The 13,773-nt window shown below is 59.3% G+C and carries 14 protein-coding genes; 13 read left to right on the top strand and 1 reads right to left on the bottom strand.

The features are described from left to right. Positions 1–109: 109 nt before the first annotated feature. The 12 genes from GT019_RS03260 to GT019_RS03205 all read left to right on the top strand — a co-directional run bounded on the left by GT019_RS03260 (position 110) and on the right by GT019_RS03205 (position 11,042). Entirely contained in the window at positions 110–571 is a 462-nt protein-coding gene (locus GT019_RS03260) for an N-acetyltransferase (protein WP_161741106.1), read from the top strand. Between the two features lie 268 nt (positions 572–839). After that, complete coding sequence (hrcA, locus tag GT019_RS03255) at positions 840–1,865, top strand: heat-inducible transcriptional repressor HrcA (RefSeq protein WP_161741104.1); 1,026 nt, start codon at positions 840–842, stop codon at positions 1,863–1,865. 37 nt (positions 1,866–1,902) lie between these two features. Beyond that, the gene (grpE, locus tag GT019_RS03250; protein WP_161741492.1) at positions 1,903–2,475 is read left to right on the top strand and encodes a nucleotide exchange factor GrpE; all 573 of its coding nucleotides are present in this window, start codon (positions 1,903–1,905) and stop codon (positions 2,473–2,475) included. Between the two features lie 49 nt (positions 2,476–2,524). Beyond that, positions 2,525–4,363, top strand: a complete 1,839-nt coding sequence (dnaK, locus tag GT019_RS03245; RefSeq protein ID WP_161741102.1) for a molecular chaperone DnaK — start codon at positions 2,525–2,527, stop codon at positions 4,361–4,363. Between the two features lie 238 nt (positions 4,364–4,601). Next, on the top strand, positions 4,602–5,732 hold the full coding sequence (gene dnaJ / locus GT019_RS03240; RefSeq protein WP_161741100.1) for a molecular chaperone DnaJ: 1,131 nt from the start codon (positions 4,602–4,604) through the stop codon (positions 5,730–5,732). 101 nt (positions 5,733–5,833) lie between these two features. Next, positions 5,834–6,013, top strand: a complete 180-nt coding sequence (locus GT019_RS03235; protein ID WP_161741097.1) for a YfhD family protein — start codon at positions 5,834–5,836, stop codon at positions 6,011–6,013. 13 nt (positions 6,014–6,026) lie between these two features. Next, entirely contained in the window at positions 6,027–6,218 is a 192-nt protein-coding gene (locus GT019_RS03230; protein ID WP_161741095.1) for a hypothetical protein, read from the top strand. 237 nt (positions 6,219–6,455) lie between these two features. After that, complete coding sequence (gene prmA, locus GT019_RS03225; RefSeq protein WP_161741093.1) at positions 6,456–7,439, top strand: 50S ribosomal protein L11 methyltransferase; 984 nt, start codon at positions 6,456–6,458, stop codon at positions 7,437–7,439. Between the two features lie 25 nt (positions 7,440–7,464). Further along, on the top strand, positions 7,465–8,172 hold the full coding sequence (locus GT019_RS03220; protein WP_328803895.1) for a site-2 protease family protein: 708 nt from the start codon (positions 7,465–7,467) through the stop codon (positions 8,170–8,172). A gap of 133 nt (positions 8,173–8,305) precedes the next feature. Continuing rightward, positions 8,306–9,076: an RsmE family RNA methyltransferase gene (locus GT019_RS03215; protein ID WP_161741091.1), complete on the top strand. Its 771-nt coding sequence runs from the start codon at positions 8,306–8,308 to the stop codon at positions 9,074–9,076. A 4-nt stretch (positions 9,077–9,080) separates the two neighbouring features. Beyond that, complete coding sequence (mtaB, locus tag GT019_RS03210) at positions 9,081–10,490, top strand: tRNA (N(6)-L-threonylcarbamoyladenosine(37)-C(2))-methylthiotransferase MtaB (RefSeq protein ID WP_161741089.1); 1,410 nt, start codon at positions 9,081–9,083, stop codon at positions 10,488–10,490. A gap of 114 nt (positions 10,491–10,604) precedes the next feature. Continuing rightward, complete coding sequence (locus GT019_RS03205; RefSeq protein ID WP_161741087.1) at positions 10,605–11,042, top strand: NUDIX hydrolase; 438 nt, start codon at positions 10,605–10,607, stop codon at positions 11,040–11,042. A gap of 11 nt (positions 11,043–11,053) precedes the next feature. Here the strand turns inward: GT019_RS03205 and GT019_RS03200 are convergent, their stop codons facing one another. Further along, positions 11,054–12,037: a Na/Pi cotransporter family protein gene (locus tag GT019_RS03200; RefSeq protein WP_161741085.1), complete on the bottom strand. Its 984-nt coding sequence runs from the start codon at positions 12,035–12,037 to the stop codon at positions 11,054–11,056. A 128-nt stretch (positions 12,038–12,165) separates the two neighbouring features. Here GT019_RS03200 and GT019_RS03195 point away from each other — a divergent pair, with 128 nt between their 5' ends. Then, positions 12,166–13,602, top strand: a complete 1,437-nt coding sequence (locus tag GT019_RS03195) for a class I SAM-dependent rRNA methyltransferase (protein ID WP_161741083.1) — start codon at positions 12,166–12,168, stop codon at positions 13,600–13,602. Positions 13,603–13,773 lie beyond the last annotated feature (171 nt).

Genomic DNA, 13,773 nt, shown 5'->3' with positions numbered 1-13,773 from the left:
CAGTGTTCCGCGGTGCAAATAGGTCTTGTGTAGAAATGCACGTTGTTGTATATTTATTCGTATTGAATGTTGGGAAATCAAGAATTCGAGCGGGTGGAGGGCGAGCGCGATGGAAGCGGTATGCAGAAAAGCGACCGAGAACGATATCGAGACGTTGGCGGATTTGATAGCCGGTTATGCGGAGAAAGGAATTATGCTGCCGCGATCGCGCGAAGCGCTGAGACGCCAGATCGATTCGTTCGTCGTCGCCGAGGTCGAGAACGCGGTCGTCGGCTGCGGCTCGTTGACGAGACTCGGGACCGATCTCGTGGAGATCCGCTCGCTCGGCATCTCGGACGGCTATAAGGGGCTCGGCATCGGCAGCAAGCTGGTCGATCAGCTGATCGTCGAAGCCAAGGAGCAGCATATTCCGAAAGTCATGGCGTTGACATACGAAGTGCAGTTCTTCGAGAAGAACGGGTTCACCGTCGTCAACAAGGAAATTTTCCCCGAGAAGGTGTGGACGGACTGCGTCAACTGCCCCAAGCAGCATGCCTGCGACGAGATCGCGGTGTTGAAGACGTTGAACTGAGCGGACGTTTCAGCGTGCGAGTTACGGTTTATAGAATGAAATGCGGCCGTTTTACCGGAATAGGCGGATAATTCATCTCTCCGGCCAGCGCTGAAATAGGCGCGCCGAAAATGCCGAACCGACTTGACAATAGCCAAGGGGGTTTGGTATTTTTGTAGTAATGATTAGCACTCAACGCTATCGAGTGCTAACGAAGGCGGTAGGAACGGCTTTGACGGTTCGCCCCGAAGCGGAGCGGATTCGATCTTGGGAATATGGAGGGACTGCGATGCTATCTGATCGGCAGCGAATGATTTTGAATGTTATCATCGACGATTATATCCGCTCGGCGGAGCCAATCGGTTCACGCAGCATTTCGAAGCGAAGCGACGTCGGGTATAGTCCGGCCACGATCCGCAACGAAATGGCTGATTTGGAGGAGCTCGGCTTCTTGGAACAACCCCATACTTCCGCAGGTCGGATTCCTTCGATCAAAGGCTACCGGTATTACGTCGACCATCTCGTCAAGCTTGGCGAAGTCAATGAACAGGATTTGCTGTTCGTTCGCTCGTTTTTTACCGAGAAAATGAATCAAATGGAACAAATCATCCAACATGCCGCGATGATTCTGTCGAACATGACGAATTATACGAGCATCGTGCTCGGGCCGGAGACGTTCACGACGTCGCTCAAGCATTTTCAGCTGGTGCCGCTGGGCGAGGACACGGCCGTGGCGATCATCGTCACGAATACCGGGCACGTCGAGAACCGGACCATCTCCATCCCGCAGGAAATGAGCATGGACGAGATGCAGCAGGCGGTGAACATTTTGAATGCCAAGCTGATCGGCGTTCCGCTCGTTCGCCTTAAAGCGAAATTGTATTCGGAGGTCGGCCAGGAGCTGGGCCGTTACGCGGATCAATTCGAACGGCTGCTCGGCATCCTGGATCAGACGCTCGCGAGCGACAACGATCACCGCGTCTTCATGAGCGGAACGACGAACATGCTCACGCAGCCGGAATTCAAGGATGTCGACAAAGTGAAGACGCTTCTTGATCTATTGGAAGAAACGCCCACGATCATGCAGATGTTCAGCGCGCTTCCGAGCGGCATTCAGGTCCGGATCGGGACGGAGAATACGCATGAAGCCATCAACAACTGCAGTCTCATTACGGCGACGTATTCCGTCGAGGGCAAATCGCTGGGCACGATCGGCATACTTGGACCGACGCGGATGGATTACGGGAAAGTCATCAGCCTGCTGGATATTTTGTCGAAGGACATGGCCGTGCTGCTTGGCCGCTGGTACAAGTGATGCTCATTATTTTCAGGAGGTGTCAAATCGCGTGTCTGTGAATGAACAGCATACAGATGAGGAACATAAGCAAGAGATGGACGGCGTTTCTAACGAGGAACGGGAAACGGTAACCGAGGAGCCTATCCTTGAAGCCGACGTTCCGGAAGGCACGGAAGAGGACGCCCGCTACGCCGGGCTGCTGAAGCTAGCCGACGAGAACCAACAGCGTTTCCTGCGCGCGCAGGCGGACTTCGACAACTTCCGCCGCCGCACGATGAAGGAGAAAGAAGAGCTTGCCCAGTACGCTTCCTTGAAGCTGATCGGCCAGCTGCTGCCCGTCGTCGACAACTTCGGCCGTGCGATCGAAGCCGCGAAAGCCGGCGGCGACGTAGAGTCGTTCTCCAAAGGCGTGGACATGATTTTCCGCCAATTCGAGGGCGTTCTGGAAGCCGAGGGCTTGAAACCGATGGATGCCGTCGGCCAGCCGTTCAACCCCGATTTCCATCAAGCGATCATGACGGTGGAATCCGATGAACACGAAGAAGGCATCGTCGTCGAAGAAATTCAAAAAGGCTTCATGTTGAAGGATAAAGTGCTGCGTCCCGCCATGGTGAAGGTCAGCGGTTAACGTTTGGCTGCCTATATTCATTTCCAGATCAGAAGGAGGATTTCTACTTATGAGTAAAGTAATCGGTATCGACCTTGGAACAACCAACTCTTGCGTAGCGGTAATGGAGGGCGGCGAAGCCGTCGTCATCCCGAATCCGGAGGGCAACCGCACGACGCCTTCGGTCGTCGGCTTCAAGAAAGACGGCGAGCGCATCGTCGGCGAATCGGCCAAGCGCCAAGCCATCACGAACCCGGACCGCACGATCATCTCGATCAAACGCCATATGGGCACGAACCACAAGGAAGTCATCGACGGCAAGGATTACTCGCCGCAAGAAATTTCCGCGATCATCCTGCAGAAGCTGAAATCCGACGCCGAAGCGTACCTGGGCCAAACGGTCACGCAAGCGGTTATTACGGTTCCTGCTTATTTCAATGACAGCCAGCGTCAAGCGACGAAGGATGCCGGCAAAATCGCCGGACTCGAAGTGCTTCGTATCGTCAACGAGCCGACGGCCGCGGCATTGGCTTACGGTCTCGAGAAATCCGAAGATCAAACGATCCTCGTCTACGACCTTGGCGGCGGTACGTTCGACGTATCCATCCTCGAGCTGGGCGACGGCTTCTTCGAAGTAAAAGCGACGAGCGGCGACAACCGTCTCGGCGGCGACGACTTCGACCAAGTGATCATCGACTACCTCGTATCGGAATTCAAGAAGGAACAAGGCGTCGATCTTTCCAAGGACAAAGCGGCCGTTCAACGCTTGAAGGACGCGGCGGAGAAAGCGAAGAAAGAACTGTCCGGCGTATTGACGTCGACGATTTCCCTGCCGTTCATCACGATGGCTGACGGCGTGCCTCAGCATTTGGAGCTTAGCCTGACCCGCGCCAAATTCGAAGAGCTGTCCGCGCCGCTCGTCGAACGCACGCTCGGCCCGACGCGCCAAGCGCTCAGCGACTCCGGCATCTCCCCGAGCGAGATCGACAAGGTCGTGCTGGTCGGCGGTTCCACGCGGATCCCTGCCGTCCAAGAAGCGGTCAAGAAGCTGATCGGCAAAGAACCGCATAAGGGCGTGAACCCGGACGAAGTCGTTGCCCTCGGCGCGGCCGTTCAAGCGGGCGTATTGACGGGTGACGTCAAGGACGTCGTATTGCTCGACGTAACGCCGTTGTCCCTCGGTATCGAAACGGCGGGCGGCGTGTTCACCAAGATGATCGACCGCAACACGACGATCCCGACGAGCAAGTCGCAAGTGTACTCGACGTACGCGGACAATCAGCCGAGCGTTGAGATCCATGTCCTGCAAGGCGAGCGTCAAATGGCAGCCGGCAACAAAACGCTGGGCCGATTCACGCTGGGCGATATCCCGCTGGCGCCGCGCGGCGTACCGCAAATCGAAGTCACCTTCGACATCGACGCGAACGGCATCGTCAACGTCTCCGCGCTCGACAAAGGAACGGGCAAGAGCCAAAAAATCACGATTACGTCCTCCGGCGGCTTGTCGGATGAAGAAATCGATCGTATGATGAAAGATGCCGAGCTGAACGCGGAAGAAGACCGCAAGCGCCGCGAGCTGGTCGAAGCGAAGAACAGCGCGGACCAACTGGTCTACTCCGTGGACAAAACGATCAAGGACCTCGGCGATAAAGTCGATGCTTCCGAGATCGACAAAGCGAACGCGGCGAAAGAAAAAGTAACCGCGGCTCTCTCGACCGACGACGTGGAGCAAATCAACACGGCGGCGCAGGAGCTGACGGAAATCATCCAGCAGCTGTCCGTGAAGCTGTATGAACAGGCGCAAGCAGCCGGCGGCGGCGAAGGCGCAGGTCCTGAAGCGGGCGGCGCGCAAGGCGGCAAAGACAATGTAGTCGATGCCGACTACGAGGTTGTCGACGACAAGAAATAAGCCTCTCCTCGATATGCATGCGGTTGGTTTTGCGTAAACGGTGCGCCGTCCTTGAAAATTCGGACGGCGCAGCCGTTTTTCGACCTTATAGGATGTCTTGAATTCATGCATCGTCATAGCTATAGGGTCCCAAGGAAGAAACTTGCTGCGCCAAGTAAGACGGCGGGAGCCCGTTTCTTCTTATCTGTTTGCAGTCGGAGAGAGAAACCAGCGTAAATAGGAGACGGGGTGACGGATTTTGGCCAATAAGCGGGATTATTACGAGGTGCTCGGCGTTGGGAAAAGCGCGGACGAGGACGAGATCAAGAAGGCGTACCGAAAGCTGGCGCGCCAATACCATCCGGACGTGAACAAGGAAGCGGACGCGGAAGCCAAGTTCAAGGAAGTCAAGGAAGCGTACGACGTTCTGAGCGATGACGGCAAACGCGCGACTTACGACCAATACGGGCATGTCGACCCGAACCAAGGTTTCGGCGGGGGCGGCGGCGGAGCGGACTTCGGCGGCGGTTTCGGCGATATCTTCGATATGTTCTTCGGCGGCGGCGGCGGCCGGCGCGATCCGAACGCGCCGGCGCGCGGCAACGATTTGCAGTATACGATGACGATCGAGTTCAAGGAAGCCGTCTTCGGCAAAGAGACCGAAATCACGATCCCACGCACGGAAAATTGCGACACTTGTTCCGGCTCCGGCGCAAAGCCGGGCACGAAGCCGGAAACCTGTACCGTCTGCCGGGGCAGCGGTCAGCAGGAAGTCGTTCAAAATACGCCGTTCGGCCGCATGGTCAACCGCCGCGCGTGCTCGAATTGCAGCGGCACCGGCAAAATCATCAAGGAAAAATGCACGACCTGCCACGGCGCGGGCAAAGTAAAAAAGAACCGCAAGATCAACGTGAAAATTCCGGCCGGCGTCGACGAAGGCGCGCAAATCCGCCTGTCCGGCGAGGGCGAAGGCGGATCGCGCGGAGGTCCGTCCGGCGATCTCTATATCGTCATTCGCGTCAAGCCGCATGACTTCTTCGAACGGGAGAACGACGATATTTACTGCGAAGTGCCGCTCACGTTCGCGCAGGCGGCGCTCGGAGACGAGATCGAGATCCCGACGCTCAGCGAGAAGGTCAAGCTGAAGATTCCCGCCGGCACGCAGACGGGCACGTTCTTCCGCTTAAAAGGCAAAGGCGTTCCCCGCCTGCGCGGATACGGCCAAGGTGATCAGCACGTCAAGGTAACGGTCGTGACGCCGACGAACATGACCGAGGAGCAGAAGGAAATGCTGCGCCAATTTTCCGGCATCGGCAGCGGCGGCGATGTGCAGCATGAACACCACGAGACGATTTTCGAGAAGATGAAGAAAGCGTTCCGCGGCGAGTGACGCCAGGCCCGCGCCGGCGCTTGTTCGAGGCATAAGATCGCGCCCGTTGGTCCATGCTAACCTTCGTGTTCATCCCATCCCAAACCCGAAGGAGCATGACCATGAGCGATAAAAACCTCGAGAAGCAAAATTTCGCCGAATTGCCGATCGGCAAAAACGAAGACGTGGAGTTTTCGGAGGAACAGGCGGACGACGCCGATAAAGTCGCGATGAAACGCGCGGAAGAAGCGGACGCGAGAGCGCAGGCCCACGCTTCGCAGCAAGCGCAGCGCTTGCTGTGAGCGCGAGGCTTCCGTGACGACGATTCACGCGATGTTCGAGGACGGGGAACGCGCCAAGGAAGCGCGGCATAAGCTGCGGTTCCTGCGCGTCGACGGGATCGACGAAGGCGCGGACGGCGCGTCTTGGACCGCGACGGTCGGCGACGAGCTGGTGGAGCGCGCGATCCATCTCGTCCGGCAAACCGGCGGGACGGTAGAGCTGTAGACAGGCAAGCCGGATGTTTCGGTTCCCTTGCGGACCGGAACGTCCGGCTTTTTTGCGCGGAGCGTCCTTAGGGCCGAGTCTATCGCGGAGCCGCGGCAGCAAGGGCGAATGCCGTAGAATTCCGGACAGGACCGCGGCGCATGGCGATTTTGTGCAGATGCGGCTTCTGGTGTAGAATAGACGTCATAGGTTTGCATTGCGAAATCATAGACGACGATAATCAGGGGGACCTTGAACGTGAAATGGCATGAATTGACGATCAACACGACGGAAGAAGCGATTGAAATGATCTCCAACTTCCTGCATGAAATGGACGCGGACGGTGTATCTATCGAAGAATCCGGCACGCTTAACAAACCGCGGGACACCTCGCTGGGCCAATGGTATGAGCATCCGCTGAACGACATTCCGGAAGGCCAGGCGGTGATCAAGGGATACTTCTCCGAGCTGGGCACCGAGGTCGACGCGCTGATCGCGGAGCTGACGCCGAGAATCGACGAGCTGCGCGAGTTCGACATCGATCCGGGCGCGTATACGATCACGAAGGCGCTTGTCGACGAGGAAGATTGGGCCAATGCCTGGAAGCAATACTTCAAGCCGATCCGCGTCACGGACCGGCTGACGATCAAGCCGACATGGGAAGACTACGAGGCTTCGCCGGGCGAACGCATTATCGAGCTGGATCCGGGCATGGCGTTCGGAACGGGGACGCATCCGACGACCGCGCTCTGCCTGCGGACGCTGGAGTCGGTCATCCGGGGCGACGAGGAAGTCATCGACGTCGGCACGGGCTCGGGCATCCTGGCCATCGGCGCGATGCTGCTCGGCGCGCGCCGCGTGCTGGCACTCGATCTCGATCCGATCGCCGTATCCTCCGCCTCGGAGAACAGCCGCTTGAACAATCTTCAGGACGACATCCAAGTGCATCTGAGCGACCTGCTCGGCGTACTGAAGAGCCAGGAAGACGGCGGGGCTTCGGTGCCGCTGAACGTCACGGTTCCGGTCGATCTGGTCGTGGCGAATATTCTGGCGGAGATCATTCTGTTGTTCATCGACGACGTCTATGCGGCGTTGAAGCCCGGCGGCACCTATATCGCCTCCGGCATCTTCAAGAACAAGGAAGACGCGGTGGAAGCCGGTCTCGAGGCGGCGGGCTTTGCGATCGTGGACCGCCAGCGCGACCAGGATTGGATCGCGTTCGTGGCGAAGAAGCCGGAATAGCGCGTATAAATTAGGAGGCTGAAGCGTGTCGGACCTTTTATGGTATCCGCTCAAGGATATCCCGTTCATTTTTCTCGTGATCATGCTTGCTTTTACGGTGCATGAATTCGCGCATGCTTACGCCGCATACAAATTCGGCGACCGGACGGCCTACGACGCCGGCCGGGTGACGCTGAATCCGCGCGTGCATGTCGACGTGCTCGGCATGGCGCTTATCCTGATCGCCGGCTTCGGCTGGGCAAGGCCCGTGCCGGTCAACCGGGGACGCTTCAAGCATCCCCGCTTGATGGGGATCGTCGTGTCGGCGGTCGGGCCGGTCAGCAACTTGATCTTGGCCGCGATCGGCGTGCTGGCGGTGCACGCGCTCAATCAGGCCGGACTGCTGGATGCCGGCTCCATCGGCGTACATAGGGCGATCGTCCATTTTTTGTATTATCTCATCACCATTAATATCATGCTCTTCATCTTTAACCTTATCCCGGTTCCGCCGCTCGACGGATACCGCATCATTCAAGATCTCGTGCCGGTGAACGTCCGGATTCGCATGGATCAATATGCGCACTGGGGAATCTTCGTCTTTCTGCTGATCGTGTTTATTCCAGCCCTGCGCGCGGAAACGCTGGATCCGATATTCGCCTATTCCGGGGATATCGTCTCTTGGCTGATCAGCGCATGCGAATTGGTATTCGACCGAGTCGATTGGGCGCAATTCTTCTACGATGCTTCGAGATAGCCGCATGTAGAACTGCTGGAAAAATGCCGCAACCGCTGGCGCGGCATGGCTAAAACGTGTATGATGTAGGTTGGAGTTTTCACGCGGAAGGCCGATACGGCGGCCTGCGACTTGACGGGAAAGGTTCAATGACATGCAGCGATATTTCGTAACGCCGGAACAGATCGAAGGAAGCAGAATCGCGCTGTCGGGCGACGATGCTCATCACATAACGCGCGTCATGCGCATGGAGCTAGGCGACGTCATCATCGTCAGCGACGGGATTTCGCGCGTGGCCGAAGCCAGGATCGCGGCGCTCTCGCCGGGCATCGTGGAAGCGGAAGCCGCGGAGTGGCTGCCCATCGGCGGCGAGCCGCTCTGGTCGGTGACGGTCGCGCAAAGCCTGCCGAAGGGCGACAAGATGGAACTGGTCATCCAGAAGGGAACCGAAATCGGGGCGGCGGCTTTCCTGCCCTTCGAATCCCAGCGGATGATCGTGCAGTACGACGGGAAGAAGGAAGCCAAGCGTCTCGAGCGTTGGGGCAAAATCGCCAAGGAAGCCGCCGAGCAGGCGCATCGGAGCGTCATTCCGGACATCGAGGCGGTCGCTTCGTGGAAGCAGCTGCTTGCGCGGATTCCCGCGTTTGACTTGGCGCTGTTTTGCTATGAGAAGGAGAGCGGCGGCAAGGGCTTGAGAGAAGCCGTGTCCGCTCATCGCCAGAGCGGCGGATGGGGCCGAGAAGCTCGCCGAGTGCTGCTCGTCGTCGGTCCGGAAGGCGGCTTCGCCGAGCGCGAAGCCGAAGAAGCAGAAGAGGCCGGCGCGATCGTCGTCGGCTTGGGCAAGCGAATCTTGCGCACGGAAACCGCTGCGATGGTTGGACTCGCCTGCCTCATGTACGAATCAGGAGAAATGGGAGGCGTTTAACGACATGCCGTCGGTTGCTTTTTATACATTGGGATGCAAGGTGAACTTCTACGACACGGAAGCGGTCTGGCAGCTGTTCAAGCACGAGGGGTATGAACAGGTCGACTTCGAGACGACGACCGCGGACGTATACTTGATCAATACGTGCACGGTGACGAACACGGGAGACAAGAAGAGCCGGCAGATCATTCGCCGCGCCATTCGCCGCAATCCCGACGCGATCATCGCGGTGACGGGCTGCTATGCCCAGACGTCGCCGGCCGAGATCCTCGCGATCGAAGGCGTCGATCTCGTCATCGGGACGCAGGACAGGGACAAGTTGATGGGCTACATCGAAGAGCTGCAAAATGAGCGCAAGCCCGTGAACGCCGTCCGCAACATCATGAAAACGCGCGAGTTCGAGGAACTCGACGTACCGGATTTCGCGGAACGCACGCGCGCGTTCCTGAAGATTCAGGAAGGCTGCAACAACTTCTGCACCTTCTGCATCATTCCGTGGTCGCGCGGACTGTCCCGCAGCCGCGATCCGCTGAGCGTGCTGGATCAGGCGCGCCAGCTCGTGGCCGCAGGGTACAAAGAAATCGTGCTGACAGGTATTCATACGGGCGGATACGGCGACGATATGGAGAACTACCGTTTGACGGACCTGCTATGGGACCTGGATGCCATCGAAGGCTTGGAGCGCATTCGGATCAGCTCGATCGAAGCGAGCCAAATCGACGATCGGATGATCGACGTGCTGAACCGTTCGAGCAAAATGTGCCGTCATCTGCATATTCCGCTGCAGGCGGGCGACAACGACGTCCTCAAGCGGATGCGCCGCAAATACACGGTGGAGCAGTTCGCGGAGAAAATCCGCCTGCTGCACGAAGCGATGCCGGGCGTGGCGATCACCACGGACGTCATCGTCGGCTTCCCGGGCGAGACGGAAGAGATGTACCGGAACGGCTTCGATTTCATGGAGAAGCTCGGCTTTGCCGAGATGCACGTCTTCCCGTATTCCAAGCGGACGGGTACGCCCGCGGCGCGGATGGACGACCAGGTCGATGAAGACGTGAAGAACGAGCGCGTTCACCAGCTGATCGACTTGTCCGAGCGGATGCAGCTCAAGTACGCCGAGAAGTACGTCGGCGAAGTGCTGGACGTCATTCCGGAGCGCGCCTTTAACGGTGCGTCCGGGGAGGCCAAGGTCATGGGCTATTCCGACAACTACATTCAAATCGCGTTCGACGGCGCCGAGTCGCTGATCGGCCAATTATGCCGCGTGAAGGTCACGCAGGCCGGCGTCAACGAATGCCAGGGCCAGCTGGTTCGCGTGCTGGAAGAGCATGCGCCGGCGGCGGAACGTCCGGAATCGGCGTCCCGCGCCGAGGAAGCCAAGCGCAAGCCCCTGCCGCAAGCGATGCAAGCGTGAGCCGATAAATAAGAACGCTGCAAGGATTCTGAAGCCGCCCCGCTGACATGGCTGCGTAAGAATCCTTGCTCTACATAACCGAGCCGATTCCGAAAGGGCGGAGGGGAGACACAGATGAAGGAAATTTCAGCAGGCGGCGTCGTTTTCCGCCGGGTTAACGGCGAACTGCAAGTACAGCTGATTCAAGATCGTTACGGCAAAATATCGCTGCCCAAAGGCAAAATGGAGCCGGGAGAGACCGTGGAGCAAACGGCCCTGCGCGAAATTTCGGAAGAGACCGGGATTCAAGGCGCGATCGTTTCCCCGATCGACCAGATCAAATATCGGTACAGCCATGACGCCAAAGGGGTCATCGACAAGGAAGTCCATTATTATCTTGTGGAAGCCATTGGCGGAAAGCTGCAGGCGCAGGTGGAGGAAATCCGCGGCGTGGAATGGTTCGAACCGGCGGAGGCTTGGCGCAGGCAGAAGCAATCCGGGTACAACAACAACGACCGGATTCTAGGCGGCGCGCTGCGCCTCCTGGGACTGACGTTCATGGACGAGGCCTGAGCGCTCCGTCGTCAACCGGGTTTGAGCGCGCGGATTCGAGGATGGTAACACAGCGGCAGAGCCAGCAAGGAGCACAGCACGTTGAACAGGGTTTGCGCGTGGGCGACTTGCGCGGCGGGCGAAGCGGCCAACCAGGCCGCGGCCATGCCAAGCTCGTGCGTGAACGGGGCGAACAGCGCGGCGCCGCCGACGTTGAGCAGCACATGCGACCAGGCGACGAATTGCCCCGAGCGCGTCCCGCCGATCGCGGCAATGACCGCCGTCACGCAGGTGCCGACGTTCGCGCCGAGGACGACGGCGACGCCGACTTCGACCGGCATGGCTCCCGATTCGGCCAGCCCCATCACGATGCCGATCACGGCCGCGCCGCTGTGAATGACGGCGGTCAGCACGGCCCCGGCGGCCAAGCCCCAGATGACGCTGGCGTCGGCGCGGCTTAGGAAAGCGCCGAAGAAAGCCGAGGATTGCACGGCAGGCGCGATCGATTGCATCATGCGGATGCCGACGAGCAGCAGGGCGAATCCGCCGGTTACGACGGCTGCGGTTCGAAGCGGGGCAAGCAAGCGTCCGATCCGCCTGCCGGCTCGGCTTCCGCGGGCGAGTTCCATTTCGCCGAAGAGCGCGGTCAGCAGCCATAGCGCGGCCGAGCATCCGAGCAGCGGCAGGCCGTACTTGCCGAGGTTCAAGCCGAGCAGTTCCGTCGTCAGGCAGGTGCCGATATTGGTGCCGAGCACGATGCCGAGCGTGCGGGGGAACGTCAGCAGGCCGGCATTCACCATCCCGATCGACATGACCGTAACGGCTGTGCTGCTCTGCAGGACAGCCGTTGCTGCGGTTCCGGCGAGCAAGCCGTGCAGCGGCGTGGACGTGAACCGCTGCATGACGCGATGAAGGTTGCGGCCGACGGAACGGTGCAGGGCGAGCTCCATCGTCCGCATGCCGGACAGAAACAAGGCAAAGCCGCCGATCATCGGCAGCAGGATCGCGAAGAACATGGTCGGTTAATCTCCTTTGCATTCGGAAGTGCAGGGATACAGGGAAACGGTTATGCGGGTAACGATACATATGCGAACGGCAAGACAGGCATGACAAGCATTTCAGCAGCGAAAGAGGCGTAGAGACGATGGAACGCGCGAAAGCGGTATTGAAGAAGGAACGCAAAAAAAGAACGGAATCCGGCCATCCCTGGATTTTTGCCGGCGAAATCGACCGCATGGAGGGCGAAGGCGCTCCGGGAGGCCTCGTGGACGTCGTGAATCACCAGGGCCGCTACTTGGCGACGGGGTATTGGAATCCGGCATCGCAAATTACGATTCGGGTCGTCGGCCATCAGCCGGTGGAGGCGATGGACGAAGCCTTTTTCGCCGAGCGTCTGCTGCAATGCAAGCAGCACCGCAAACGGTTCGTGAACGGGAGCGATTGCCGGCTCGTTTACGGCGAGGCGGATTTTCTGCCGGGACTCATCGTCGACCGGTTCGGCGACGTGCTCGTCGTCCAGCTGCTGACGCTCGGCATGGAGGCGCACAGGGAGGCGCTCGTCTCGGCGCTGGCCGCCGTATTCGAGCCGAAAGGCATCTATGAACGAAGCGACGTTTCCGTGCGCGCCTTGGAAGGCTTGGAGGAACGCACGGGCATGCTCTACGGGGAATGTCCGCGGATCGTGGAAATCGTGGAAAACGGCTTGAAGCTCGAGGTCGATATCGTGGAAGGCCAGAAGACGGGCTACTTCTTCGATCAGCGCGAGAACCGTGCCTCGATCGCCCCGCTCATGACCGGCTGGGGAGAGCGGAGCGGCATTCGCGTAGCCGAGCAGCCGTTCGACGAGAACGCCGCCGAAGCCGACGATACCGGCACGATTGCCGAGCTGAAGGAACCCCGGCTCGTCCCGGTCAACGCCAACGGCAAGGTCGTGACGTTCCCGTATTGGGACGGCGCGACGGTGCTGGAGTGCTTCGCGCACACGGGCAGCTTTACGCTGCACGCGTGCAAGTACGGCGCCAAGAAAGTGACGTGCCTGGACGTCTCCGCCCATGCCGTCGAGACGGCGCAGCGCAACGTCGCGCGCAACGGATTTACCGACCGCGTCGAATTCGTGGTCGCGGATGCCTTCGAGTATTTGCGCGGACAAGTGAAGGGGATCGAAGAGCGGATGGAGCGCGGCAAGGCTGCCGTCGTCAATGCCAACGCCAAAGGGCCGAAGCTCGATACGTCGAAGCCGCTAAGCGGCGAGGCGGGACGCAAATGGGATGTCGTCATCCTGGACCCGCCGGCGTTCGCCAAGTCCAAGCATGCCATCGAAGGCGCGGTCAGAGGCTACAAGGACATCAACCTGCACGGGATGAAGCTGGTTAACGAAGGCGGCTATCTCGTGACGGCAAGCTGCTCGTACCATATGCGTCCGGAGCTGTTCCTGGAGACGATCCAGGCGGCGGCGGTCGATGCCGGCAAGACGCTGCGGCTGATCGAATGGCGGGCGGCGGGCAAGGACCATCCGCAGATTCTCGGCGTGAACGAAGGGCATTATTTGAAGTTCGGCATTTTCGAGGTACGCAGCAAATAGAGCAGCGGAACTCCGGCAGACTGGCGGCCGGGATAGGTGATCGGCTAGCGGGGGGCGGTTCTTCGGAACCGCTTTTTTTGGCGTTTGTCCGGGGCGATAGGACCGCCATGCGGGAGGAGAAGGATTTACCTGTGGCGGCATCGAACAAACATTCGCGTTTTCGGGTGAACA

The sequence above is a fragment of the Paenibacillus glycinis genome (assembly GCF_009909185.1).
GTDB classification, from domain to species: domain Bacteria; phylum Bacillota; class Bacilli; order Paenibacillales; family Paenibacillaceae; genus Paenibacillus_Z; species Paenibacillus_Z glycinis.
This window is presented reverse-complemented; position numbering and strand designations above follow the sequence as displayed.